The organism is Filimonas zeae, assembly GCF_014641615.1.
Classification (GTDB): Bacteria; Bacteroidota; Bacteroidia; order Chitinophagales; family Chitinophagaceae; genus Filimonas; species Filimonas zeae.
Map to the genome: position 1 here is coordinate 491,566 of NZ_BMIB01000005.1, position 25,568 is coordinate 517,133.

Below are 25,568 nucleotides of genomic sequence, written 5' to 3' on the forward strand. Positions count from 1 at the left end.
GCTCACATTTAACTGATATCTTCAATTTCCGATGAATGATAATGTGTAGTAGCCACAGAACGTTTGTTGGCTGTTCGCGCTCTCAGAAGCGACAACACCTGGAAGAACATAAACTTTGGAATATTCACCAGCGACCTGTAAATACGTTTATCTGTGTGCGAAAGGGCAAGCGCAATGCCAAACCCCGCTACAAACAACAGTAAGGCCACTGCCCAGATGATTACAGCGCTTACCGATAGCCATATATTTATAAAAAGAAACAACCCCGAAAGTATCAGGAAGATAAACAACGGCGGCCTCAGCAATACCAGGCCAAATAACAGCTGATTACGGCTCATGTTCTTAAGTCCATAGCCCAGAATAGAAAAACCGTAACCAAAATATTTAAACCAGGTATTAATCCAGCGTGCCCGCTGGTTTACCAGCTGTGCAGATTCGGATGTTTTTTCGTCGTACACCAACGCCTTTTCCGCAAATGCAATCTGAATATTCTTTTTAACAATAGCTGCCTGTAATACTTTGTCAAAACCCGCCCCTGTTACATCGTTATGCTCCAGGCACTCCCGGTATAAAGCTGTTTCAAACGCCATACCGGAGCCGGCCAATGTGGCAGAAGAACCCAGTTCAAACAATATCTTTCCATCGTAATAATGGTAATAAATGTCTCTGGCTGCATCCAGGCAGGCATAAGTAGTATTCAGGTTCTTAGCCATACGTACTCCCTGAACAGCACGAAAGCCATTGTTAAAAAACACATCCAGCTCTTTCAGATAGTCAGGATGCGCTAGGTTATCACTATCAATAATGGTAAGCCTGTCGTGCGCCCTCACGAATCTATGGATAGCATAGAAATGAGAACGTGTATTACTGGCCAGTGTTTCCGGTGGCCGCAGCACAACTACACGCTCATCATTAAAATGTAAATCAGATACATCACACTTGTCTGCCACTATATATATCATGTAATTGCTGTAGTTCAACTGCAGCAATGAACGTACTACAGCAGGCAACGTATTCGTCTGCTCATACGCGGTTACAATAATACCGTAATCAGATTCTTTAAGGGCTTGCGGGAGGGTTTTATGTCTGATAAAAAGCAGATGAGCTATGTACATAAGTACCGGCATCACCAGGTGATAGCCAATCAGCACCTGCAGTATTATCCATAAAATGCTTATAAGAGTTAAAGGCATATTTATGCTTTATTTAAAATCCAGCCAACAAATTGTTCCTGCTGGGTTAAATATTGAATATGGGGTTTTACAAAACTGTTAATAGGGTTACCTGCTTCAAAAACAGCCACCAGGCTATCAGTTACGGGCATCCACTCTTTCGGCTTTTCCATGGCTTCCATAGCTGCCGTATCTACAATTATAACATCAAACAATGCTTTTAATGCAGTTACCTTTTCCTGAATCACTTCTTTAGCAGCCATCTCAGGAAGTGAAGCATCGCTGCCTTTATTTCCTATTACCACTACGCCATTCTCCTGTGGCACAGGTAAAGCAGCTTTACCCGCCAGAATATCTTCCAGCATAACAGCAGGCTTAATCAGATTAGTGGTATTGGGACTGCCAAAATTACCATCAATCAGTAGTACCTTTTTATTAGCCATAGACCAGGCATAGGCCATGTTAATGGCCAGAAAGCTTTTACCTTCCTCCGCCTTTACGCTGGTAATAGCAAGCAATTTCCCTTCTCCCATCGCTTCTTCCAGTTCATGACGCAGCATCCGGAGCTGGTTTTTAAACACCTGCATGTCCGTGCCGGAGCTCAGCCATATTTGCTTCAGATCCAACGTTCCGTTTTTCAGCGACTCAATGGGCGCCAATACAGGTGCACCGGTGCGATCAGCCAGTTGCTTTGCATCCTGCACAGAGTTATCAGTAATGTATAGTACAAAGATGATAGCCACACAGAACACAAAACTGATGATTGCAGAAAGCAGAATCAGCAGCATTTTTTTTGACGGTTGTGCATCTCCGGGAATAGCTGCCTGTACCTGCTTCAGCTTTACAGAAGCGTCTCCATTCAGGTTAAACTCATTCCACTTTTCCAGAATTTCAAGATACTCTCTTGATGCTACATCTATAGCAGTTTCATAATCTTTTACAAACGCTTCGTGTGGCACCAACCCATTCAATTTACTTTCCAGGCGACGCAATTCTTCTGTAATTAAAGACTGATTGGTACGCGAAAGCTCCAACTCCACCTCTGCCCTTATTTTTTCATTCACCAGGTTGGCTTTCGCCGCCATAGGATTATAGATATACTTATCAGAAGAGGTTTTAATCTGCTCTTCAATAATAGCCCGTACAGAATCGATGCTTTTACGGAAGCGGCCATCAAAATTGCTGCGGATATAGGCTTCATTAAGCCTGGTCAGTTCGGCCTTGCTTCCCAGAATATCATTGTTGATTTGCGATTGTGTAGCCTCCAGATACTTTCTGTCAGTAGCTGAAAACTTGTTATTAATAGCGTTAATAACCGCTGTGTAACCCTGCATATCGCGGGTATTCAGTTCACGCCGTGTTTCAAAATCTCCTATCTGGCCATAAACTACCTTGGCTTGTTCATCCAGATTCAATACCCTGTTCTTGATCTTGTAGTTCTTCAGTTCTACCATCTTGGCCTGCATAGCAGCCATCTTCTCGGTCAGCAACCTGTATAACCAATCGCTGGTTTTTAAACGGTTGCCCTTTAACATAAAAGTATAACTGGTAATAAATTCATTGGTAAGTGTATTGGCTATGTAGGGGGCCAGATTTACATCTTCCGCCTGTGCCTCTATGCGTATATAGTCACTCGTATTAACACGATACACCGTAATCTTGCCCCTTAATGATTCGTCATCATATTTCATAGACTTCAGCAGGGTATATAACTTTTTACGGTGCTTATCTGTAGGAGTCATCTCAGACCGTTCTTCGTACAATTTCCGGAACGATGCCAGCGCTTCTTTCTTTTCTTCCGGAGTATATTCTTCCAGCACCTTACTTGGTTTGCGGAAAGGCGTATCGGTTGCCAGATCATGTATTATCAGCTGATAAGATACCTGATCAATCGTTTTCTTAAGCAGTACCAGCTGAATCAGGTTATTAAATTCCTGGTTAATCTGGCTTTCCTGTGCATCAGGCGTACCCGGTAATTGCTGTGTATGATCGGTAATACCAGTAGCAATGTCCGACTTGGAAATATAGCTGTCAGGTAAATACCGTACCAGCATATAGGTAATAATAACAGTTGCCAGTGGAATAATTACCAGCAGAAATCTTCTGCGATAGAGTGCGGATAAAAATTTTAAGATTTCCATTAGTTTATTTCTTCCAGAGTTTTACCTAATAATTCTTCCAAACCAGCTTTGGCACCTAAAAAAGCACCTTCTGCATCAATTTTTGCGGATACCTGGTTGGCCATGAACGTTACCACTGTATTATATTCCTGCAATGTGACTTCTCCCTTTTCGTATTTGTATTTCGCATCTTTCAGCGAAGTTTCAGCGTCGGTGGTTGATTTTGTTCGCACCCTAACCATAGTAAGGGTTTGCACATACAGGAAATAACGCTGCTTTACCAGTGCCTGCAGCGTTAATAAGTATTCAGAATAATCATTCTGTGCTACGTACATTTCCTCTCTCGCCATTTTAACGGTAGGTCCTTTTTGCAAAAGATTGCCCAGGTTCAGGTTTACACCTATCTGATAACCATTCAAAAGATTGGGATTCACAATGGTTGTACTGTTGTTAGGACTATATAAATAGTTGAAACTGAGCACTTCAAACCAAGCCAACCGCATCCGTTTTACGTTAATTTCAGCCGCAGTAAGTTTGTGGCCATACATCTGAACACGGGGATAATTGGTTTTAGCAATCTGGATAAGCTTATCCAGCAACTTATAGTCCACGTCGGGCATCATTGACTCCTGGGCACGTATAGTTGAGGGTAAGGCCAGGCTAAATAGAAGCACAGAAACACATGCCAGCCGGTTTAGCATACTGAATTTCATTTTGATAAGATACTGATTATAAAGACACATTGCAAAAATGGACATTTTAGGTTAGTTTTTACTTAAACTGCCCTTTAATATTGGTTGATTTTCTTAAAAACGACTGAATAGCGCAGGAGTATGTGCTACAAAAGGAGTACATTGTTTACTGAAACCCTCTACACCTCGCATGAAACAGCAACAATACTTTTACCATTTCCTATTCCGTGAAAAGGTAAACAAGCAATTACTGACCATTGGCTTACTGACAGGAGTTGGGTATTTACTCCTTCTCAGGGTTCTTTTTCCGTTTCCTAGTTTTTATGCAGACTCTTACACTTACCTCGACGCAGCAGCTGAACAACAACCTATCAGCTTCCGCCCGATTCAGTACAGTGAATTTATTAGTTTTTTTCATAATTTCAGCACATCCGATCTTCCTTTAATTGCCGGGCAGTACTTTTCGGCCGTTTTAGCCAACCTGTTTCTCTTTTTTACCTGTACTTATCTTTTTAAGCTTCCCGGCTTTTTAAAAAAAATAGTGTTTGCCCTGCTGGTTTTTAATCCGTTATACCTGCTGACAGCCAATTTTGTATTGAGTGATTCCTTTTTCTGCAGCCTAACCACCGCCTGGATAGCCTGCCTCATATGGATTATTTACAAGCCGGGTATTGCTAACATATTGGGCCAGCTGATATTACTGCTGCTGCTGTTTAAACTCCGTTACAATGCCCTTATATTCCCATGTTTTACCACACTTGCACTTATTTTCAGCAAACAGAATGTGTGGATTAAAACCGGAGTAGCTATAGCCAGCTTTGGTATTCTTTTCATACTGATGGATAAAATCAGTGATACTACACAAAAGCTTACCGGCACCCGCACCTTTTCTGCATTCAGTGGCTGGCAAATGGCCAGCAACGCCATTCATGTACTCCGTAATCAGCCTGCTGATACTACCAATTTTGACAGTGAGCAGCGAACCATTAATCACTTTGTAATTAACTACCTCATAGATAAAGACTCACTTAAGGTAAAAGAAGAAGAAGTAACTGCCAGTTATATATGGGACCGGCAAAGCCCTCTGAAGCAGTATTTAAATTATTATGCATCCCTGGACAATTACACCGATACATATTTTGAAACCTGGACAGCACTGGGCCCTGTTTATAATACTTTTGGCGCTGCCGTTATTCAGCAGCAACCGCTGGCATACATCCGCTATTTTGTGTGGCCTAATACCAAAAGATACTTCTTTCCGGTAATGGAAGCCTATGAACAGTTCAATGAAGGACGTGATAGTGTAGATAAGCTGGCCGCCCGCTTTTACAACTATCAATCAACAAATATAGATAACAGGCACGCCTCTCTGCATATAGCAGCGCTTGCACCGTGGAAATACCTTTTTCCTGTTGTCAACACGGCATTTATTCTCCTGAGTCTTCTATATCTGATTACCGGAAGATATCGCAGGCAATCCCGGCTGTTTAATCAGGTACTTCTCACCGTAACAGCATTTTATCTGGGAAACCTGTGTTTCGTTTCTGCGGTAGCCCCTAACGTATTCAGATATCACCTTTTTGTAATAACCCTTTTACTCGTTTTTGGCACTTATCTGGGCTATCTGCTGGCCAATAAAAAGGCGGATGTATCATAGTCTGATACACCCGTTTCATACGCTGCTCTGTTTAAAGCACACTAGCGTTTTGGCTACGCTTCTGCTACTTTTTGCAGCCCTGTTTTGGTAATAACACTCGACTCCTGATAGCTTTCGTAATCGGTATTAATCTGCCATAGGTTATGATCTGCCCTATTCAATATATTTTCAGCTGCCAGCCGGCCCATCAGAATGCTGTGATCCTGGTTATTGTACTTAAAAGCACCGTAACGCCCTATTACATGCAGGTTCCGGATGGCAGATAAGTGCGCTTCCAGCGGCTGCAGATGTGTTTTATAATCTGCACTGTACACGGGATAGCTGCGGGATATGCGGTATACCATTCCATCTGTAATAGCCGCATTTCCAATAAGGCCCGTACGTGCCAGTTCATCTTTTCCCAACGCAATCAGCTTCTCATCATCCCATTTCCAGAATTCGTCCTTTTCATAACACCAGTACTCCAATGCGCAGATGGTACTTTTCTCATTGCCATATAACTGAGGCACCCAGTTTCTGAAATTGGTCAAACGCCCCATATGCAAATCATTGCTGTGCACATAAATCCAGTTGTCCGGAAACAAATGGGCAGATTGCACATTCAGGTAAACAATAACCGTGTTGCGATAAGTAAGAGAAGCCGCATGATGTTGAATGTATTCAGGTACATCCGGTAAACGTTCTGCCAGCTGGCTCAGTGGCATGGAGGATATAATATGATCGTATTCTCTGATCGCTCCATCCTTCAGCTGAATAGCGTAAACTTCCTTATTTCTGGTAAGTACCCGCTGTACCGGCGTTGACAGAAAAATATTCCCTCCCTGCTTTTTAACATGCGAAGCCATCCGTTCGTAAATAATACCCGTGCCTTCATGTGGATAAGCAAACTGGTCTACCAGGGTTTTATGTGTATTGCCTTTTCCATTGGTAAATCCGTTCCTTATAGCTTCCCATAGAGAAAGCTTTTTAATGCGCTGCGCTGCAAAATCAGCATTTAGCTCGCGGGTTGAAATGCCCCAAAGTTTTTCAGTATATGTTTTGAAGAATATTTCAAATAATCTGCGGCCAAACCGGTGCGTTACCCACCCTTCAAACGATGAAGCGTCCTTTACAGGAAACAATTTTTGCACGCCATAGCTTGTTAAACTTCGCCCGGCTTCCAATACGCCCAGATTGGCCAGCGCATTAAATGGTTTGAGCGGATAGTGAAAAAAGCGCTTTTTATAATAGATGCGCGTAAGCCGGTTCACCATGTCATAATCTTTCCCCGCCAGTTCTAACCATATTTCGTTTACCCGGTTGTCATTGCTGAAAAACCTGTGTGGACCAATATCCACTTTCTGGTTCCAGAGTTCAATAGTTTTTGCCATTCCTCCTACACAGGAAGAGGCTTCATATACATCTACATCAGCTATCTCTTTGGATAACTGGTACGCTGCGGTCATTCCTGCCGGGCCAGCGCCGATTACTGCTATTTTCACAACGGGGGTGGGTTTAGGTTCTTTGAAGTTAACCTATTCCCCGCAGAAGTCTCTGTTAAATACTTTCGAATTCTATGCAGCGCTTCTGCAAATACCGTTGTCTGCTAAATTTATAACCCGGGAGTATTCCCACGGCCAAAACTCACTGGCTTCATTAATAAGCAGCCCCGCCGTTTCTTACCGGCGGGGCTTTATTTTTCCCGATTTAATAATTTATTTACTCATTGCGTAAACAAGGTAATTACTACCGTTCGTATGTTTGCACTGCTTATTTATGAAGACCAGCGGAGAAACGGGCCTAATGTGTACTGCCTGTTTTCCGCCTGGCACAACTTTCTCCTCCGAAAAACGATATGCAATTGATTATAAAACCCTTTTTTTGCATATCAATCAAGAATTACTATGTTTTTTAACCTGGTTATCACCTTTTTACTGGTTGCGCTGAACGGCTTTTTTGTGGCTGCAGAATTTGCAATTGTAAAGGTGCGTGCTTCCCAACTGGAAGTAAAAGTGAAAATGGGCCATAAAACAGCTGGTTTGGCCAAACACATAGTTTTGCATCTTGATGGCTATCTTGCTGCCACTCAATTAGGCATTACCCTGGCCAGCTTAGGCCTGGGCTGGATAGGTGAACCGGTTGTTTCCCGTATCATTATCAGCGTCATGGAGTTGTTTGGCGTGGACATTAAACCTGAACTAGCCCATAACATAGCACTTCCACTCGCATTTGCTATTATCACCGTTCTGCATATCGTATTTGGTGAACTGGCTCCTAAATCACTGGCCATTCAACGATCAGAGAAAACTACACTACTGATAGCTTACCCCCTCCAGTTTTTTTATACCATTTTTCGCCCGTTTATCTGGCTGTTAAACAGCATTGCCAATGTGTTACTGAAAGCAGCAGGCATTTCCAGCGTACATGGCTCAGATGTTCATAGCAGTGAGGAACTCCGCTATATAGTGGAGCAGGGGCGTGAAAGCGGTACTATTCAGGAAGCAGATTTTGACATTATTATAAACGCCTTTGATTTTTCGGGCCGGATGGTAAAGCAGGTGCAAATTCCCCGCATCCAGGTAGTTGCCGTAGATATTAATGCCTTTAATGAGGAAGAGGTGCTGGAAAAACTGATTGAAGAAGGTTATTCCCGCATGCCGGTGTATGACAAATCCTTTAATGATGTAAAAGGCATCATTTATATGAAGGATATTCTGCTGAAGCTGCGCAGAAAAGAAGCATTAGACTTAAACGCTATTACCAGGCCGGCGTTATTTATACCTGAGAACATGCACATCGGCAAACTGCTGAAGGAGTTTCAGGTAAAACATCACCAGATGGCTATTGTGGTAAATGAATATGGAGATGTAACAGGAATTGTAACCATGGAAGACCTGCTGGAAGAACTGGTAGGGGAAATTCAGGATGAGTATGACAATGAAGCGCCGGTAGTAATACAAACCGGAGAGAAAATATACAAGGTACTGGCCTCCGCTTCTTTAGATGATATCAATGAATTATTACCACGACCTATTGAAAAAGAAGGTCAGATTGTAACTCTGGGAGGAGTTGTGATATTTCATCTTCGCCGGATTCCCAAACTAAACGACACCATTGTAATTGATAACTACGAGGTAACAGTAGTGCAGATGAAAATGAACTCTATAGTTAGTCTGCTGGTGAAAGATTTGAGCTAGCGTGAAGTGTGGCCTCGCCAGGAATCGAACCTGGATCTGGAGCTTCGGAAACTCTTATACTATCCATTGTACTACAAGGCCAATATTGAGATGCGGGGCACAAAAGTAGGGTTTCTTCATTAAAGCAAAATAAAATAGTTCTCAAAAACCTGCATTTATTATTGCGAAGCCCTGCCTACTCTGGAAAATTCCTGATTTATTTATTATCAGAACTTAAGCTCCATCCTCATTTGTGAAAGCTGCAATATTCTATCCATTTATTGCTAATTATTTTAATGCCGGCTGGTGTGGGATGAAATCCATCATATAAAAGCGTCTTTGCCTCTGCAGTCTGTAGTGCATGGAAAAAAGCGTCATAATAAGGAACAAAAATAGCACCGACCTCTTTTGCTAACTTTCTGATCTGCCTTCTATACTCTGTAAATACAGGCAAATAGCCACTGTATCCCTCCATGTTACTTAAAATAAAAGGCTCACAAACAACGAGTTTAACACCCGGCACTTTTTCCTGAAGATTTTTTAAGATGTTATTATAATTATAATAGAACTCTTCGGGTTTAAAATTATGCCTGAGATCATTAACCCCAATTAAAACAACTGCTATCGTTGGTTTTAAAGAAATAACATCCTTATCCAATCGCGTCAGCAAATCCTTGGTGGTATTTCCACTTACCCCTCTATTATATACAGCACACTCCTTCAACATACTTTTACTTGCCAGCAACCTTGCTATTTCCTGTACGTATCCGTCTCCGAGTCCTTTGTTTGGTTCAAGGATAGCAGCGTCACGATGGCCCCATGTTATGGAATCTCCCACAAACACTAACCGTTCATGTTCTCCAATAGTAAGTTTTTTATTAAACCGGGCAGACAAAATATCATCACTTGGGTACTCTGGAGTTTCCTCATTTACAGTCTGAGCCTCCTTCTTACATGCATTAAAAATGGCCCCAACAAAAGCAATCGAAAAAAAATCACGCCGCGAGATAGACATTTTAGAATCGTTTGTCTGTAATTTACACCGTCATATTAAATCACCAATGTTGTTAATGTTGATTTAAGTGAATTCTAATTTCAATCGGGGAATTTCTCATTATGGGTAATCAAAGACTTTTTACGTTAGACTATCTAAGAGGGATGGCAGCATTTGGTATAATGATTTATCATTGTTATAGCTGGCTTTATGGGGTACCTGCGGATGACTCATTCTTACGAAAATGGGGAGTTTATGGTGTTTCGAGTTTCTATATTCTGAGCGGCCTGACTTTGTATCATGTATATTTTTATAGAATGAAGCCATCCGCCAGTGACTTGAAAGATTTCTTTCTTAAACGCATTTTCAGGATTTACCCTTTATTGATACTTGTTATTTTACTCACTGTAGCTTCAAATCGTCATTTACCAGATCTCAAATTACTTTTCTTAAACCTCACAGGCTTATTTGGATTTTTTAAATGGGACGGCTATATCGGTACAGGCGTATGGTCAATAGGTAATGAGCTTGTGTTTTATACTTTCTTCCCGATTTTTGTCTACTTATCAAAAAAGAATAAAGTCGCTTTTATTGCATTTTCAATGCTTCTTTTATCAGCCTTTATTTATTTCGCTTTTTTTAACCTACACATAGATGCTTCGCTCTTTAACAAAGATCAATGGGCTATTTATGTAAACCCTTTAAATCAGGTTTTCCTATTCCTAAGTGGCTATCTAATGGGTCAATACCTTACTCATATGAAATTTTCTTCATGGGTAAACATTTCTATCTTTATGATAGCTTTGATTGCTTTTATATTTTATGTTCCCGTTGGACTAAATTTAGCAGCAGGGATTAATAGAGTCATACTATTTGCTGCGAGCTTTCTATTATGCCTGGCATTCTATAAAAACACATTTCGCTTAATACCCACCGTTGACAACTCCCTTAGATTTCTGGGAGAAGCAAGTTTCTCTATTTACCTGCTACATCCTATTGTGTTTATTATACTTAAGTTTATAGCTACAGTTTTAAAAATTCAATTGTCACCCATTATTCACCTATCCGCCGCAGTTGCAATTACTCTTCTCAGTAGCTACTTCTGCTACACTTATTTCGAATTATATTTTATTCGTTTAGGCAAAAAAGTAACTGGTAAAATAAACAAACCCGTTGCGGGAGAAGACGAAGCAGCTATAAGGATGGCAACTTCTGGCAGCGCTAATAATGTTTAGTGATATACCTACAGTTCCATAGGCAAGGGGGCGCATTAAATTAATAAAGCGGTAAAGGGCACCTGACGGGTGCCCTTTACCGCTTTATTAAACAAGCTCCTGGATCCCACCATGGAGCTTCCGGTCATAACTAATACAGTGCGTTTAAACAGCAACCTTCTGCCCGGCATTGATATTAACCCATTCCACTACTCTTGGAAATGCGATTTGAAACCACGCAGTATATTTATGTGGCTGTAGCTCCATAGACTCCAGAATACTCTCAACACTTTTGAAACAATAATCCCTCACTTCTGCTACATCAGGTGTAATTACTCCCTCGTATTCACCAACAAAAACATGATCTAATTCATGCTCAGAAAGATTATTATCCAGTTTAACCTTATAAGTAAAATCAAATGCTTTTTCAAGGCTGGTAGAAAATCCCATCTCTTCCTGTAAACGCCTTTGCGCGGCTGAAAAAGTTTCTTCACCTGGTCTTGGGTGACTGCAACAGGCATTAGTCCACAATCCGCCGCTATGATACTTTTGGGTAGCCCGCTGCTGTAAAAGCATGTCCCCTTTTTTATTAAAAATGAACACACTGAACGCCCTATGTAAAAGGCCTGCTCTGTGCGCTTCCATTTTCTCCATAGCTCCGATTTGCTGGTCTTCGTTATCTACCAGAATAACCTGTTCCATAATAAGTGAATTTCCTGATTAATTTAAAGCCGGAAAATATTCCCGGCCCCAAGGCATATAACGATTATAATATATAAAGACTGAGTAATGAAACCCTTACACTGTTCTCAGTTTAATATCGCTGCAAGTGCGTCTTTAGCATTTTCCGGGCAAAATGAATTCTACTTTTTATGGTTCCCAACGGTTCCCCTAAAATTTCTGAAATTTCAAAGTACTTAAATCCATCATAGTATAATAAAAATGGATTTCTGAATATCTCAGGCAGATCACGTAAAGCTTTATGAATCTCCCGCATGTTAATGGCGCCAATAGCACCATTTGACGTAACACACTGATTGTTATTCAGCAAAAAATCATTTGGAGTATTATCAAATAATATACTCTGCTTACTTTTACGCCTGTAATTATTGATAAATACATTGCGCATAATGGTATAAAGCCAGGCCTTTATATTAGTTCCTACATTATACTTTTCCCTGTTCGCCAGAGCACGAAACAGAGTTTCCTGATACAAATCCTTCGCAGATTCTGTATCCCGCGTAAGCGTTACAGCAAAGGGCTTAAGAAAGTCCACATTGCTCATCAGCATTTGGTTGAATTCTAGAGTAGACATAAGGCAATGGTGCTTGTAAGGTGTTATACCTAAATCTACTCAAAAAGGCGGCCAAATGCAAATATTCCCCATCCTTTCTTTAACAAAATCTCACAAACTTTGTATCACCATGAATAAGGGGCAAATTCTTGCTTTCGCTCCTATTTTACAGTCCAGCTAGTCTGTCCATGCTGAGTAAAAGAAAACTTCTTAACCTCCCCTCCCATTTTTTGTAGCTCTTTCGCCACAGCGTAGCGTGTATTCCCCGGGCAATAGAAAAACATAAAGCCTCCACCACCGGCACCAGATATTTTACCTCCGGTGGCACCTGCCAGTTTTGCATTTGCATAAACTTCCTCAATTAATGAATTGGAAATATTATGTGCCATTTTAGCTTTCTGTTGAAAGCCGTAGTCCAATATCGCTCCAATTTCATGCAGCTGTCCACGCAACAGTGCTTCTTTCATTAGCCGTGCCTGCTCTTTCAGGTTATGCATTGCTTCTAATGACTCCTGCCGGTTATTATTTACATTGGCTTGTTGCTCTTTAATAATATTGGCAGACTCTCTGCTGGTTGCAGTAAAATAAAGTAGAATATTGTTTTCCAGTTCGTGCAGGTACTCCTGACGAATACGGAGAGGATTAACAATTACTTTATCTTCTCCATAAAACTCCATAAAATTAACCCCACCAAAAGTGGCAGCATACTGATCTTGCTTTCCACCTGCAAGCTGCAGATCGTTCCTCTCTATTTCATAAGCATAGTGAGCAATATCGTACTCACCTAAAGGCAATTTTAGCAACTCAGCAAAAGCTCCTATAATAGAAACCACCAGAGTAGATGATGTGCCAAGTCCCGACCCCGCCGGTGCATCAACATAAGTAGAAAGTCGAAAACCAACACCTTCAGGCAGGCCATAATCCTTTGCAATTCTGTTGATAATGCCTTTAGCCAAAGAAAGCTTTCCGTCAACAGGCAGCGGCATATTCAGATCAAATATTTCCCTCTCCTGCCTGTCCAATGCTTCTATAATGATCCTTGGCTCCTGAATTATTTCAATAGAGGCATTCGCATACAAAGAGATCGTGGCATTTAAAATAGCGCCACCATATAAATCACTGTATGGACTAACATCTGTACCTCCCCCGGCAAGCCCCAAACGCAAGGGCGCTTTACTTCTAAACAACATACGTTACTTTATCAGCCCTTTTAAATATTGGCCATACCCACTTTTAGCATACTCTTCTGCTAACGCCTGTAACTGATTTGCATCTATAAATCCCATTCTGTAAGCCACTTCTTCTATACAGCCTACTTTTGTAGCCTGCCTCTTTTCAATTACCCGCACAAATTCACAGGCGTCACTTAACGACTCAAAAGTTCCTGTATCCAGCCAGGCTACCCCGCGATTCATAACCCCTACCTGTAACGCTCCTTTTTCCAGGTAAATGCGGTTTACATCTGTAATTTCATATTCTCCACGGGCAGAGGGAGCAATGTTTTTAGCTATCTCAACTACGTCATTGTCATAAAAATACAGTCCTGGTACAGCATAATTAGATTTTGGCGCCTGAGGCTTCTCTTCTATAGACAATGCTTTGAAGTTCTCATCAAACTCTACCACTCCATATCTTTCAGGGTCATGTACCTCATAAGCAAAAATGGCAGCACCATTTACATCATTGAAAGACTGAACCAGTTGACTAAAACCTGCTCCCCAAAAAATATTATCGCCCAAAATCAGAGCAACCTTATCCTGCCCAACAAAATCCTCACCAATCACAAAAGCCTGTGCAAGGCCATTTGGCTTTTCCTGAACTGCATATTCGAATGTACATCCCAGTTTTTTGCCATCTCCGAGCAGGCGCTTGAATTGAACACTGTCTTCAGGGGTTGTGATAATTAAAACTTCACGTATACCAGCTAACATAAGAACCGACAAAGGATAATAAATCATCGGCTTATCGTAAATTGGCATCAGTTGCTTACTTATTCCTTTGGTTATAGGGTATAAGCGGGTACCAGACCCACCTGCCAGAATAATTCCTTTCATGCAATATTATTAATTCAGCTAAGATAGGGATTGCTTGTTCCCAGAAACTAAAAACTCCGGTATTTTTAGCCGGAGTTTACAATTGATAAAATTCATTTTTAAAGCCTATAAAAACTGACTTAAGTCAATTCTTGCAAGGAAAATAGAGCTTCCATTAGCCTCAATTGAGTAGTAACTTATTAACAGCTCATTCGGATTAGATGGATTAAAGCACATACCCGCATATCCCGTCTCTTTTCCTGCAAATGGGAACGAAAACACCTTCTCAACTTTAGAAGCTTTCGGATCATAACTTATAAATTTCAAAATGCCCGTTCTGCCATCCCGTCCTGTTATCAAAAAATGTTTCTTATAAAGAAGAAAATTAGGCGAAGAAATCCGTGTCAGAAATGCCTCTTCAATCCAGCGCATTTTCTGATAAGGAGGGTAGGCTATCCCCATAGGGCTGTTTTTCTTTTCTGTTCTGGATATACAGTACATAATTGAGTTTTCATCAAATCTTACTGTAGCTTCAGTTGGCACACCAGCCATCTCTAAATTACCCAGCGACTTATACTGCTTAAAGTCTTTCGTACTTTCAAAAAGCTCAATTCCTCCTTTGTAAGTACTATCGTTAGAAATAGGAAATCTATATCCAACTGAAAACATTTTATTTTTATAATAGGTTAGGCGCCAAAGTAAAAAGTTAAGACCTTTGTCGGTTTCTGAACTCATTTGTTCAGGTACAGTCCATTGATGAGCCCTTTTATATTCACAGATGTAATTAAGTTTTTTTCCAGTCTTCTCGCTGGAAAAGAACGTCAGATACAGCTTATTCGAATAGGTATCAATTTCAAGTTTTGGATCCCGCAAATCCAATCCATTTAATGCAATTGTTTTATCTACCTGCCATGTTTTCGTATCTGTACTTTTCAGAATCTTTATTACGCCATCTGTTCCACCTACGTGGTTAGAACCCACTCTGTAAACAATAAACCATGCTTTATCAAAAAACGTGAGATCGGTAAAAGCTGCAAATTCGTTGGTTTTGTAAACACTTCCTGCTACCACTCCTTTTCCTATTGAAACAGGAGTATAAAAGTAAGTAGTTGTGTCAACAGGTTCATCAAGCTCGTTAGATTTTGGGGTTTGGCTTTTTCTGCAGCTATATAATACTGTTGATGCAGCAAGCACGAACACTAGAAGCGCTCTCATAACTAAAATGAATTAAAGTTGTAAAAATTATTAAAGGGTTACTTCCCACATCTAAAATATGTGACTTTTGTAACCTCTAAAACATTCTTACGCTTTTTTAATACCCATTTCATTCATAATATGCTTCTCTTAATCTGCTTTTAATTTTTTTGCCTGAAATCGTATTTATTTCACTCCGTTAATTACCTTTTCATACTTTTCGGCAATAACTTTCCATGTGTACCTTGTCATTGCCATTTCCTTTAAGTCTCTGGCACAATTAGCCAGGTCGGCATCACTGAGATTCTTTAATACTTCCTTCAGACTGGAAGCATTGCTAAAAAAATAAGCTTTATTACCCGTCGTTTCTCTATTATAACGCACATCGAAAGCAACCACAGGTAATCCCAGATACATTGCCTCAACCAACGACGGGTTAGTGCCACCTGCCGAATGGCCGTGTATATAGATGCGGGCATTGCCTCGTATTAAATCCAGCTCCTTCTGATTATAAATAGGATTTATCAGTTCAATATTTTCACATTGATTGTATTTAGAATATAAATCTCGGCCGTAATCAGATTGATTCCAGCCGCCCACCATTTTTAGCTGGTAATCAGTTTCAGCAAAAACCTCAAGGATCAGGTGTATATTATTCTCGGGCTCTATACGGCATACCGTAAACGCGTAAGGTACATTCTGCGTTTTATTAACCGAATTTTCCGCAATATGATCTGCACCATACTCAATCAACTCACTTCTTCTGGCGTATGCATCTTCAACATATTTTTGAATTTCGAGATTATCAGCTACCACAACCCCGGCATGTTTCACTGCAAGTTTTTCACAAAATTTCAGATATGCCTTTATTCCCGGACTCCATTTATCTCTCTTCCACTCAATACCATCAATATTAACAATAAGCCGCTTCTTCAACTTTTTGGGTAAAAACGGAAGGATTACGGCTCCGGAAACGCCTAATACGAGAATTACATCCGCATGCTTCACTGCCGACAACAATGAAATAATATCATAAGGGATGCTCTGTATCCCATTGGCCTTCAATTTAATATACTTTAATGAAGCCGTTTCCCATTCCTGTGGATGTTCCTCATATGCAGCAAAGCTGCAATAAACAGAAAAGTCAAGACGCTCCTTTAGTTGTATTATCAGATTATGAGCTAAAGTTTCAAACCCTCCATATTTACCAGGCACGCCAACTGTGCCAATGATAGCCACATGCTTCTTGTTCATTCGCCTTAAAACATTTTATTGAACCAATAAGTCTCTTGCAATTTTTATCTGTTGCTCACGGGACTTTTGAGCATTGACCTTTTTAAAATCGAAAATAGATAACCCATCTTTAACTTTTATTCCAACATCATCTTTTGCTGCTCTCAACCCAACTGCAGGCATACCTATGCCTTTTTTCTGACGTACTTTTTCATAATCTTCAACACCATCACATAACATCTCAAAACGAATCGAGCTATTGTTATCGGGATAAACTAAAAACCTGTCACCAGCTGCAACATCACTTCGTGAATCAAAAAGCACTGATTTCCCCCAATAATCGTAAGCATATCTCAAGTAGCCGTCCATACTCCTGTTTGCAGCATTCCAGCCAAGCCAGGTTGCATCTATTGGATCGGACATAACAAAGGTATTGGGGAAAATTTCCCAGCAACTTGTATAAAAAGTAGTTTTGAAACCTTTTGCACTTCTTTCTTTAATAATATTTTCCGGAACAAGTTGATTAGATATCACGGAGTAATTATATATGGAAGATTGATATTCCGGGAAATACTTTCCGGTGAAGGCGATTTTCCAATCTTTATTGTGCCCTTTAATAAAAGAAATTAATGCGGTTAAAACATCTGCCTCCTTTTCGTCAATTCCAAGAGCTGTTATTTCAAACCAACCTTTTCCTTTTAAATGTTTCTCAAAAGCATCTAAATAAGAAAGCCAGAATTTCTTGTAATCTGCTCCATCTACCCCCTGGGAAAAATAAGTCATTTTACTTTGTGCCTGATCGTAAAAGTAATACCTGTAGTTTAACGGGGCTATTCCAAAACAGGTAATCTGATCTTTAATACCCAACGTCATCATAAACTTAACCCACTTATCAAAGTTCTCAAAGTTATACTCCCATCCACCGGATCGGGTCTTGACAACTTGTATCATCATCTCTTTAATATCCCTCACACGGGGGTTAAAAACATCCCAAAAAAAGCTGGTTGTAATAGACTTCTGCCCCGCATTTTGTAACCTAACCATAGCTGGTTCCATTAATTTAAAATGCTTGTCCGACCAGGGTGTTACGTTATAATAGTCAGCTTCTACCATAGGATACTGCCATAAATCAAGAAAAAAGTTCCTCTTATCAACTGTCGGCAAAGCATTCTCAGATACAACGAGAGATAGCGTCTTAGTAAGTCTCACCCCATCTGCGTTAACAGTAACCTGTCCTTTATACGTTCCTGCTGCAGATTGTAAGGGAATAAAAACCTTAATCCAAACAGGCCTGTTGGCATTAGCGTTAACAAACGATGCAGTACCCTTAAAATCGATAATATCCGGCATCAGCACATTCTCATAGGGGTAATCCTTTTTTTTACATACTCCTCTTGTATTATCACATACAACATAGTATACAAACCCTACTCTGGCATTTTCTGAACTTGCTATCTGATTTTCTCCGGAAGAAAAATTGTCAACACTTACCTTGATCTGCTTAATTTTTTTCTTGCTGCTTACTACAAGCTGGAAATTAACATATTCTCCTTTCCATGCTTTAACTGTTCCATCATCTCCTGAATCTGAAATAGGACATCTGTTATAAGGAACCCTCTTGTTAAAACCAACAACAGACAGATTAATAATTTTGCTTAACAGCTGCCATTGCTTAGGATCAACCTTTGAAAAGGCAGTTGGATTACCAAATTTTTCAAATTTACCCACAGCGCTTTGTGACCAACTGGCTGTTGAGAAAAAAACAATCAGACAAATAGCAAGGATGTTTTTCATATTCATGGTTATCTGGTTAAGAAAGTCTTTAAAAAACTAGCTTCAAACTCCTTCATTGTAAATCTGCTGGCATATGTCTTCCTGCCGTTAAGTCCAAGACTGTTACGTAAATCCTTATTCTCAATTAGCTGCTCCATATAAGCTGCAAATTGTTTAATATCTCCGGGGGCAATCAAATAACCAGTCTCCCCATGCGATATAGCCTGCACAGCCCCACCATTATTGGTTGCAATAACAGGCTTTCCTGCAGCCATTGCTTCAAGAACCGTTGTAGGAAAAGGATCTCTCATTAAAGAAGGCACAACTAATATGTCTGCTTCTTTTTGAATATCAGAAACATCAGTAATGAAGGATGTATACTTTATATTCTCTTTAAATTTATGATGTTCAATATCACTCCTCAGCTTTTCCACCCAGCTCTCTCCATTAGGGGCAGCGCTTCCCACTATATTAAAAATGCATCTCCGGGCAACCTCATCAGACAAAGCTGCAATTGCATCTAAAAAAAACCAGATTCCCTTCTCAGGCTTAATCCTTCCTATCAGGGTTATTACAATTTTCGAGCGACCTTCATTGTTTAAACCTCGCCCCTCGCCCCCAAAAACATCTTCAATTCCGTTTAATACCACCTCAACCTTATACGAAAAACGTACCGGGGCGTATTTTAGCAAATTCCCCTTTACAGGCTCTGATACAGCAATTATTTTATCAGCCCATTTCAATGATTTCCGATTAATAAACTTTGCCACAAGTGCCGGATTTTCAACTATCTCATGAACATGAAGCACATTCGGTACACGATTCTTACAAATTCTCAAAAAGAAGAGAGCTGATTGAGTATTAACATACACCAGGTCTATTGCATGTTTCTCCTGAAGCGTTTTGAGTAATATTTTACTCTGTCGGTAATTTTGTATCAGCTCCACCATGCCGCTGAATGAAAACATTCCCCTGGAAATGATAGGTAACTGACTATATATAATTACCTCAACCTTTACCCCTTTCTGTTCAAGAAATTCCTTGAAAGGGCCATCCGAAGGCAATATCAGCGTTATTTTATGTTCCTTTTGGAGAAATATAAGGGTGTTGGCCAAAATTCTATTTGACCCATATAAATCAACAGATGGATTAATTACCAGTAAATTCATAAGTGGCTTTTTTGTTCATATTACTCACCAGGCATACGGCTATAATCAACAAATAGAAGCTCGTTGAAACAAACTCCTGAGTAAAATAACTTGATATGAAAAAATAATAAAATACTATAATCCCCAATTGCCAATGCCTTTGAAGAAAAAGTTTCACCACAAAAGCCAATGCTGAAAAAACAAATACACCCAGCCCCCAGAATCCATAGGTATGAAGAAGCATAGCATATCCGTTTTCGATATCGGAACGATAGTCCCATTTTACCTTATTCAGCACCTCTTCACCCAGAATGTTCGTTCCACGTCCAAACAAGTAAGTATAGATATTACCCGTTTTCCAGAATGACAAATTAAAGCCTTCCAATAGCTCCGAACGTGATTCCAAGGTGTCAATATTGAATAGCACATTACCGAGGCCTTCGTTAAAAAGCAAAATGATTGCAATAGAAACAACTATAAAATATAATAACAAAATACGTCTGTCATTAAAAATCAGCAGTAAAAAATAAAACAAGTAGGTTGACCTGTTGCAGGTTGCAATAATAGCTACAGTAACTATAAAGTAGAGAAGTTTATCAACTCGTGTAACATCATTCATCCGTCGCTTACAATAATATAATATAAGCCAGATGATACACAAAGTACCATAAACCTGAACAGTAGAAACAAAGCCCATAGGGGTATGAATAAAAGGCATCCCTTTTGTCCACAAAGAGCCATACCAGCCAATATCAGGAATTATATAGGAAACAATCAATATCAAAAACCCCAATACAACATGCAAAGTCATCCCTCCATATAAAAGACGAAAAAAATCTTTATAGTGTACAGCAAAATATACAAATGCAAGTGCAGGAATTGGGAAAAGTGTTATTACACTAGCAGTTAGATTAATAGCAGAACTAACAACACATGAAATTAAAACCAATATATAGATTATCCAATTATTTATTGGCACAATCATTTTCTCACCTCTGGCAATAACCAAAGCAAAGACAAAAAAAATAAGTAAAACTTTATCTAAAGGAAAAAAAAACAGGGTATTTGCAGACAAAAGGCACACAGCTATTGTTTCTCCCCAATAGTTCTTTGATATATTAGTATTTTGTCCCAATGTTCAAAATTAGCTTGCCGGCTTAAGCCCTTTATAAATTATATTGTATTCGTCCTGGTGCAGCGCAATATTTCTTATGCTTTTGATGTTATGCTGCTTTTCAGATAAATAAATAGTTGAAGTTGAGTTATGGTGATATATATAAAGTTGATTATTATTCTCTAACAAAACACTTATTAATACTTCAGCAAGTATAGTTGTTCCCACAAAAATAAACCTCCCATTATCACCCTTATCTTCTTTAAATTGCTGAATATGTGGATGCAATTTTACGATGCAATAATCATAAGCCTCAGTATTTAAAGCACTCAGTTCTGATATATCGAATGGCCATGTAGAAATGTATACCAAAACATTGCAACCTGATATCATTTGAAATGTCTCCTTCTGGTTTATTTCAAATAGCTCAATTGCTCTGCTATTCATAATAGCCAGCATTACGTTAAAAGGCTTCACAAAAGAAAGTACATTTAAAACTTTACCTCTCCCCTCAAATCTTTGTTTATAAAATTCTGCCCCGTAAACATACATTCCTTCTACCCTGGGGTGAAGCCCCGGATACTCAGAAATCCTCAGCCACTTTCGCACCTTTCTTCTGGTCGCAGATGTTTTATTAAAGATATCAAGACGGTAAGAGCCAACTCCCTCTTCGTATATGTATATCTGTTTTGCCGGCAGCAAATACAACATTAAAGCTGGCACCAGCAGCCAATCCAGATAATAATAAAAATTGACTACACGAAAGCGAAATAAACACAATGCCAGCAACTGTATTCTATTAGATAGAAATATTACCTCATCCCAGCTTCTGTCAATTTTCTTTATTTTCTCATAAAACTTTTCTGCCTCTTTAAATCTGTTTTCTATTACCAGAACATTTTTCGTGTCTGCTTCTCTTGGCAAATTCGTTACGTTAAAATACTGAAGCGGCTTAGAGCATACGTAAATATTTGCCTTATTCATTGATACATTTATATTTTTAATGAACCAGGATTATTCATTACATTTTTCATAATCCTGCTTATACTTCCGAACTTAGAAAGATTAAGCAAGATGATTAATATATAGGCAGCCAACTGTATTAGTAGAAATTCTGAGAATACTCCGGCAAGGAGTACTGCAACAGGGAATAATAATTTCCAATCCAAAGCAGAAAGAATGCTTCTGCTTCCGCTGGTATTTAAATAAAGCTTGCTGTAATAAAAGCTCAGAAGAATACAGTAAACAAAATAAGTTGCAATTGGTGCCAGAGCGATCATGTAAAAATTTGCTGAAAAAGAGCAAATACCCCAAACAATCAAAGTGTTTAATAGAAGAGCAGCCAAAGCTATTTTACCCAATAAAAGCTCCCTCCCAAAAGCAACAAACAGCGTTGAAATTCCAAAGCTGCCAGACAACAAAGCCATACTTATTGATAATAGCACGAACGATTTATAAGAATTGGCGTACTCAGGAGTTAAAACTAAAATGACCGGGAAGCATAATAGAGAAAGAAATATCAGGAGATACGCAACAAAGCTATAATGCTTTCTTACAAATTCAACGTTTGCTATAAGTTCATTCCCCTCCTTGTCTTTGAATTTATTGATTAATTTGGGGAAAATAAGAAATGAAATAGTATCTAAAGCCAAAAAAGTTGCTTGCGCCAGGTTTAATGCAAAAGAGAAGTATCCCAGCTCTTTTACACCAAAATATATACTTACTGCTGTTCTCGTTACAATCATTATAAAATAAAAGCTTCCGTTATATAGCAGTAATGCCATCCCCTTCTTAAGAATATCCCATGATAAAGGCAGATTCACTGTCCATTTTATGTTGACAGGAGCTTTATACATAAACACTATCAACGACAACACATAGCTTACCAACTGGCTTATCAGTAAAGCATAAAGCAGCATTTTAGTAGTGCCTAAAAAACAAACAAGCAAAGACAACACAGGCATTAGAGCCTGGTAAAAAATAATAGGTCGTAGTAAATTTTTAACCCGATAAACACAAATAAAAAGCTGGTTCAGGTTTTGCAGGATAGCCACTCCTAATACCATATAACCGTACTGGTTAAAGTGATATTTTTTTAGAATAGGAATATCAATCCAGCTTAACAGAGAGAGTATAAAAAGGATAAAAACGCTATGCAATAAAATCAGAAAGATAGAGTTAGATAGCACTTTGTCCTGTAAGGCTTCATCGCTTGCAGCAGAGGTTGCCAGCTTAACATTCAAAGCATGCGGTATGCCAAAATTAAACTGAGTTAAATATTGTATTACCAATGACAAAAAGCCCCAAATACCAAGGTAATAAGGCCCCAGATACTTAGCAATCAGTATGGAGTTAGCAAACTGAATAACATATATGAAATACCTGGAAAAGATAAATTGAATGTATCGGTTCTTTAAAACGCCTACAACAGAAAATAACTTCATTAGTTTACAATTTGCCCAACACGCTAAGTTGCTTTTCTATTTAGTATACATCATCTTATATTTCAGCTCTGCCATTTTCCAATCGCTTTCTGAATCAATATCCTGCGCATACATTTCATCTAATAACAAGCCCCCAACACTACCCGTCAGTATATTTTTTGTTCTTACAAATTCAGGTACATTAAGAAAATAAAACTGCCCTGCGTCGTGATAAGCAACAGGAAGATCTTGTGATCTGGCATTTATATGCTGGGGCCAATTCATTTCCAGTTCCTGTCTGTCATTTATTTTAAGGGAACGCCAGATAGGGTAGCTAAAAGGCAGGATAGGAAAAACACAGGAATGCCCGCCATCAATTAATTTATTGTATGCATCTTCCAATATTTTACTGCTTACCAAAGGTGCGCAGGGATAAATACAACATGCATATGAAAAAGACTGCCCTATTTCCCAATACTTGTTAATCACCTCCAGCAAAACTTCAGATGTTGTTGCGTGATCGTCAGCAGCTTCCTTACTCCGGAAAAAAGGCACTTTAGCCCCATGCTGCTCAGCAACAGAGGCTATTTCCTGGTCTTCAGTGGAAACCATCACCTCATCAAACATTCCGCTATTCAATGCTGCTTTAATGGAATAACTAATAATAGGGCTTCCTAAAAACTCTTTTATATTCTTCCGCGGAATACGTTTACTTCCCCCACGGGCCGGAATAATAGCGACTTTCGACATTTAAATATATTCCTTTCTTAGCAATGAAATAATGTATGAATTGTAATATCTCCCATCCTCAAAGCAGTTCTCTCTTAACATTCCGTCTTTGTGAAATCCAAATTTATCTAAAAAAAAGTCTATTTTTCGGGTATCAAACTCATATAGCTCCATCCATATCTTATTCAGATTCAGATTATTAAACCCATACTGAATAAGGGTTCGCGCAGCATCTTCTGCCAGGCCTCCGTTATCAATATATAAATTTTGATGCCCGATATAAAAAGAAAAATCAGCAGACCGGTTTATCCAGTTTGTATACAACAGGCCGCAAGCTCCCAGAGGTTTTGAATCAGAAAGATCCTCTATAATAAACATGTAGTCATTAGCACTGTTAATAGTTCTGACATACCAGTTTTCCTGGTTCAACATGCATAACTCTTTATGCTCACGAAAATTTCTCCTGAACTCGGGAATATTCCTCCAATCACGTAATAACCGTAAATCCTCTCTTTCAACTGCCCGCAAACCAACCAATTTACCTTTTATCATACTCAAAAATGGTTTAAAGTAATATGTTCTCCTTTACTTAATTCCTTTAAAAGCTTTTTACCAATCAGCGTTTCCAGTTCATAGGGCCGTAAAGCATCAGCCGGACAGGGCCTGAGAGCTTCAAAGTGTTCAGCCAGCAACACAGTACCTTCTTCCAGAGAACTTTTTGCCCTAAGCGCCCTCTGTTGAACCACTCTGGATTGAGTTTCATTGGGTTCAACTCTTTTTATACCATCACCAAGTGAATGAAACACCTCATTTGATAAATCAACCATTGTTCTCCAACTCCGGGGATTCATGGCAAACTTGTGATCGGGCCCTTCCCTTTCATTGTCATCAGTAAAATGCTTCTCAATAATTCTTGCCCCCAGAGCCACGGCACCAACAGTTGTAGCAGCGCCTACAGTATGATCAGATAACCCTAATAAAATATCCGGGTACTTATTTTTAAACGTGGTAAACACATTCAGATTTACATACTTATACTTATCTGCATCAAGGGTGTAGTTGGTATTACACTGCATAAGGCAGATACTGGCTTTAGCTTCTATTAAAAGATCCATTGCTCTTTCCACATCAGCCATATCAGCTGCTCCGGTTGCAATGAGCACAGGCTTACCTTTTCCCGCTATATGCTTTATAATTTCCGACCAGGTAATGTCACCGGAACCTATTTTATAAAGATTAACATAAGGATCAATGTGGTCCACTGCCGCAAAATCATAAGGGCTGGTAAAGTACTCGATCCCAACTTCATCACACTTTTTCTTTAGTATCGGAGTCCAGTCCTCACTTATGCTGGCATCTTCATACACTTCATAGACTGATTTCTTCCACCCACTCTGATGAGAAAGCTTTCCCTCTAAATTCTCAAATCCAAACCTGCTAACTATTTTCGATGCGGTAAAGTTTTGAAATTTAGCTGCATCAGCTCCTGCTTCTTTAGCAAGCTCTATCAATCTTAAGGCACGCTCTATACTTCCATCGTGGTTTGCTCCGATATCTGCAATGAAGTAGGGAGGCTGGTCAATCCCAACCTGGCGTTGGCCTATATAAAAACCTTTTTCCATA

General features: G+C 39.5%; 22 protein-coding genes and 1 tRNA gene. 3 read left to right on the plus strand and 20 right to left on the minus strand.

Features of this window, described 5'->3' with window-relative positions; translation table 11 throughout:
• Positions 1-8 precede the first annotated feature (8 nt).
• From IEY13_RS25640 to IEY13_RS25650, 3 genes are read right to left on the minus strand one after another with little or no spacing between them, the layout of a single operon-like run.
• Entirely contained in the window at positions 9-1,193 is a 1,185-nt protein-coding gene (locus IEY13_RS25640) for a glycosyltransferase (protein WP_188957782.1), read from the minus strand.
• 2 nt (positions 1,194-1,195) lie between these two features.
• Positions 1,196-3,313 (minus strand): exopolysaccharide transport family protein, encoded by a 2,118-nt coding sequence (locus IEY13_RS25645; RefSeq protein ID WP_188957784.1) that lies wholly within the window; start codon positions 3,311-3,313, stop codon positions 1,196-1,198.
• The gene (locus tag IEY13_RS25650; protein WP_188957786.1) at positions 3,313-3,915 is read right to left on the minus strand and encodes a TolC family protein; all 603 of its coding nucleotides are present in this window, start codon (positions 3,913-3,915) and stop codon (positions 3,313-3,315) included. Before IEY13_RS25650 ends, IEY13_RS25645 begins: the two co-directional genes overlap by 1 nt.
• A gap of 259 nt (positions 3,916-4,174) precedes the next feature.
• Between IEY13_RS25650 and IEY13_RS25655 the strand changes: the two genes are divergently transcribed.
• Positions 4,175-5,641: a hypothetical protein gene (locus tag IEY13_RS25655; protein ID WP_188957788.1), complete on the plus strand. Its 1,467-nt coding sequence runs from the start codon at positions 4,175-4,177 to the stop codon at positions 5,639-5,641.
• A 53-nt stretch (positions 5,642-5,694) separates the two neighbouring features.
• On the opposite strand, the gene IEY13_RS25660 is transcribed toward IEY13_RS25655, so the two are convergent.
• On the minus strand, positions 5,695-7,122 hold the full coding sequence (locus tag IEY13_RS25660) for an FAD-dependent oxidoreductase (protein ID WP_188957790.1): 1,428 nt from the start codon (positions 7,120-7,122) through the stop codon (positions 5,695-5,697).
• 402 nt (positions 7,123-7,524) lie between these two features.
• On the opposite strand from IEY13_RS25660, the gene IEY13_RS25665 reads away from it, so the two are divergent.
• On the plus strand, positions 7,525-8,817 hold the full coding sequence (locus tag IEY13_RS25665) for a hemolysin family protein (RefSeq protein WP_188957792.1): 1,293 nt from the start codon (positions 7,525-7,527) through the stop codon (positions 8,815-8,817).
• 9 nt (positions 8,818-8,826) lie between these two features.
• Here the strand turns inward: IEY13_RS25665 and IEY13_RS25670 are convergent.
• Positions 8,827-8,898: transfer RNA gene (locus IEY13_RS25670), tRNA-Arg, on the minus strand.
• A 145-nt stretch (positions 8,899-9,043) separates the two neighbouring features.
• On the minus strand, positions 9,044-9,811 hold the full coding sequence (locus IEY13_RS25675) for an SGNH/GDSL hydrolase family protein (protein WP_188957794.1): 768 nt from the start codon (positions 9,809-9,811) through the stop codon (positions 9,044-9,046).
• A gap of 101 nt (positions 9,812-9,912) precedes the next feature.
• On the opposite strand from IEY13_RS25675, the gene IEY13_RS25680 reads away from it, so the two are divergent.
• Positions 9,913-11,025 (plus strand): acyltransferase family protein, encoded by a 1,113-nt coding sequence (locus tag IEY13_RS25680; RefSeq protein ID WP_188957796.1) that lies wholly within the window; start codon positions 9,913-9,915, stop codon positions 11,023-11,025.
• A gap of 144 nt (positions 11,026-11,169) precedes the next feature.
• Here the strand turns inward: IEY13_RS25680 and idi are convergent, their stop codons facing one another.
• The 14 genes from idi to IEY13_RS25750 all read right to left on the minus strand — a co-directional run bounded on the left by idi (position 11,170) and on the right by IEY13_RS25750 (position 25,567).
• Positions 11,170-11,706 carry an isopentenyl-diphosphate Delta-isomerase gene (idi, locus tag IEY13_RS25685; protein WP_188957798.1) on the minus strand — a complete coding sequence of 179 codons (537 nt, stop codon included), beginning with the start codon at positions 11,704-11,706 and terminating at the stop codon, positions 11,170-11,172.
• Positions 11,707-11,818: 112 nt separating this feature from the next.
• On the minus strand, positions 11,819-12,319 hold the full coding sequence (locus IEY13_RS25690; protein ID WP_188957800.1) for an RNA polymerase sigma factor: 501 nt from the start codon (positions 12,317-12,319) through the stop codon (positions 11,819-11,821).
• A gap of 140 nt (positions 12,320-12,459) precedes the next feature.
• Positions 12,460-13,488 (minus strand): GHMP family kinase ATP-binding protein, encoded by a 1,029-nt coding sequence (locus IEY13_RS25695; protein WP_188957801.1) that lies wholly within the window; start codon positions 13,486-13,488, stop codon positions 12,460-12,462.
• Between the two features lie 3 nt (positions 13,489-13,491).
• Entirely contained in the window at positions 13,492-14,352 is an 861-nt protein-coding gene (rfbA, locus tag IEY13_RS25700) for a glucose-1-phosphate thymidylyltransferase RfbA (protein WP_188957803.1), read from the minus strand.
• 105 nt (positions 14,353-14,457) lie between these two features.
• Positions 14,458-15,546 (minus strand): hypothetical protein, encoded by a 1,089-nt coding sequence (locus IEY13_RS25705; RefSeq protein ID WP_188957805.1) that lies wholly within the window; start codon positions 15,544-15,546, stop codon positions 14,458-14,460.
• Positions 15,547-15,711: 165 nt separating this feature from the next.
• Positions 15,712-16,779 (minus strand): DUF1972 domain-containing protein, encoded by a 1,068-nt coding sequence (locus IEY13_RS25710; protein WP_188957807.1) that lies wholly within the window; start codon positions 16,777-16,779, stop codon positions 15,712-15,714.
• 15 nt (positions 16,780-16,794) lie between these two features.
• Positions 16,795-18,558, minus strand: a complete 1,764-nt coding sequence (locus IEY13_RS25715) for a DUF4091 domain-containing protein (RefSeq protein ID WP_188957809.1) — start codon at positions 18,556-18,558, stop codon at positions 16,795-16,797.
• A 2-nt stretch (positions 18,559-18,560) separates the two neighbouring features.
• Positions 18,561-19,700: a glycosyltransferase family 4 protein gene (locus tag IEY13_RS25720; RefSeq protein WP_188957812.1), complete on the minus strand. Its 1,140-nt coding sequence runs from the start codon at positions 19,698-19,700 to the stop codon at positions 18,561-18,563.
• A complete protein-coding gene (locus IEY13_RS25725; protein ID WP_188957814.1) occupies positions 19,681-20,754 on the minus strand; it encodes a hypothetical protein in 1,074 nt (357 codons plus the stop codon). Before IEY13_RS25725 ends, IEY13_RS25720 begins: the two co-directional genes overlap by 20 nt.
• A gap of 69 nt (positions 20,755-20,823) precedes the next feature.
• Positions 20,824-21,777: a hypothetical protein gene (locus IEY13_RS25730; RefSeq protein WP_188957816.1), complete on the minus strand. Its 954-nt coding sequence runs from the start codon at positions 21,775-21,777 to the stop codon at positions 20,824-20,826.
• Between the two features lie 8 nt (positions 21,778-21,785).
• Positions 21,786-23,237, minus strand: a complete 1,452-nt coding sequence (locus tag IEY13_RS25735; RefSeq protein ID WP_188957818.1) for an MATE family efflux transporter — start codon at positions 23,235-23,237, stop codon at positions 21,786-21,788.
• A gap of 36 nt (positions 23,238-23,273) precedes the next feature.
• The gene (gene pseF, locus IEY13_RS25740) at positions 23,274-23,966 is read right to left on the minus strand and encodes a pseudaminic acid cytidylyltransferase (RefSeq protein WP_188957820.1); all 693 of its coding nucleotides are present in this window, start codon (positions 23,964-23,966) and stop codon (positions 23,274-23,276) included.
• The gene (locus IEY13_RS25745; RefSeq protein WP_188957822.1) at positions 23,967-24,497 is read right to left on the minus strand and encodes a GNAT family N-acetyltransferase; all 531 of its coding nucleotides are present in this window, start codon (positions 24,495-24,497) and stop codon (positions 23,967-23,969) included.
• A 2-nt stretch (positions 24,498-24,499) separates the two neighbouring features.
• Positions 24,500-25,567: an N-acetylneuraminate synthase family protein gene (locus tag IEY13_RS25750; protein WP_188957824.1), complete on the minus strand. Its 1,068-nt coding sequence runs from the start codon at positions 25,565-25,567 to the stop codon at positions 24,500-24,502.
• Position 25,568 lies beyond the last annotated feature (1 nt).

What these genes read in the sequence shown, in the direction of transcription:
- IEY13_RS25640 (WP_188957782.1), bottom strand. Translation starts at nt 1,193, where the DNA reads ATGCCTTTAACTCTTATAAGCATTTTATGGATAATACTGCAGGTGCTG.
- IEY13_RS25645 (WP_188957784.1), bottom strand. Translation starts at nt 3,313, where the DNA reads ATGGAAATCTTAAAATTTTTATCCGCACTCTATCGCAGAAGATTTCTG.
- IEY13_RS25650 (WP_188957786.1), bottom strand. Translation starts at nt 3,915, where the DNA reads ATGATGCCCGACGTGGACTATAAGTTGCTGGATAAGCTTATCCAGATT.
- IEY13_RS25655 (WP_188957788.1), top strand. Translation starts at nt 4,175, where the DNA reads ATGAAACAGCAACAATACTTTTACCATTTCCTATTCCGTGAAAAGGTA.
- IEY13_RS25665 (WP_188957792.1), top strand. Translation starts at nt 7,525, where the DNA reads ATGTTTTTTAACCTGGTTATCACCTTTTTACTGGTTGCGCTGAACGGC.
- IEY13_RS25675 (WP_188957794.1), bottom strand. Translation starts at nt 9,811, where the DNA reads ATGTCTATCTCGCGGCGTGATTTTTTTTCGATTGCTTTTGTTGGGGCC.
- IEY13_RS25680 (WP_188957796.1), top strand. Translation starts at nt 9,913, where the DNA reads ATGGGTAATCAAAGACTTTTTACGTTAGACTATCTAAGAGGGATGGCA.
- idi (WP_188957798.1), bottom strand. Translation starts at nt 11,706, where the DNA reads ATGGAACAGGTTATTCTGGTAGATAACGAAGACCAGCAAATCGGAGCT.
- IEY13_RS25690 (WP_188957800.1), bottom strand. Translation starts at nt 12,319, where the DNA reads ATGTCTACTCTAGAATTCAACCAAATGCTGATGAGCAATGTGGACTTT.
- IEY13_RS25695 (WP_188957801.1), bottom strand. Translation starts at nt 13,488, where the DNA reads ATGTTGTTTAGAAGTAAAGCGCCCTTGCGTTTGGGGCTTGCCGGGGGA.
- rfbA (WP_188957803.1), bottom strand. Translation starts at nt 14,352, where the DNA reads ATGAAAGGAATTATTCTGGCAGGTGGGTCTGGTACCCGCTTATACCCT.
- IEY13_RS25705 (WP_188957805.1), bottom strand. Translation starts at nt 15,546, where the DNA reads ATGAGAGCGCTTCTAGTGTTCGTGCTTGCTGCATCAACAGTATTATAT.
- IEY13_RS25710 (WP_188957807.1), bottom strand. Translation starts at nt 16,779, where the DNA reads ATGAACAAGAAGCATGTGGCTATCATTGGCACAGTTGGCGTGCCTGGT.
- IEY13_RS25715 (WP_188957809.1), bottom strand. Translation starts at nt 18,558, where the DNA reads ATGAATATGAAAAACATCCTTGCTATTTGTCTGATTGTTTTTTTCTCA.
- IEY13_RS25720 (WP_188957812.1), bottom strand. Translation starts at nt 19,700, where the DNA reads ATGAATTTACTGGTAATTAATCCATCTGTTGATTTATATGGGTCAAAT.
- IEY13_RS25730 (WP_188957816.1), bottom strand. Translation starts at nt 21,777, where the DNA reads ATGAATAAGGCAAATATTTACGTATGCTCTAAGCCGCTTCAGTATTTT.
- IEY13_RS25735 (WP_188957818.1), bottom strand. Translation starts at nt 23,237, where the DNA reads ATGAAGTTATTTTCTGTTGTAGGCGTTTTAAAGAACCGATACATTCAA.
- pseF (WP_188957820.1), bottom strand. Translation starts at nt 23,966, where the DNA reads ATGTCGAAAGTCGCTATTATTCCGGCCCGTGGGGGAAGTAAACGTATT.
- IEY13_RS25745 (WP_188957822.1), bottom strand. Translation starts at nt 24,497, where the DNA reads ATGATAAAAGGTAAATTGGTTGGTTTGCGGGCAGTTGAAAGAGAGGAT.
- IEY13_RS25750 (WP_188957824.1), bottom strand. Translation starts at nt 25,567, where the DNA reads ATGGAAAAAGGTTTTTATATAGGCCAACGCCAGGTTGGGATTGACCAG.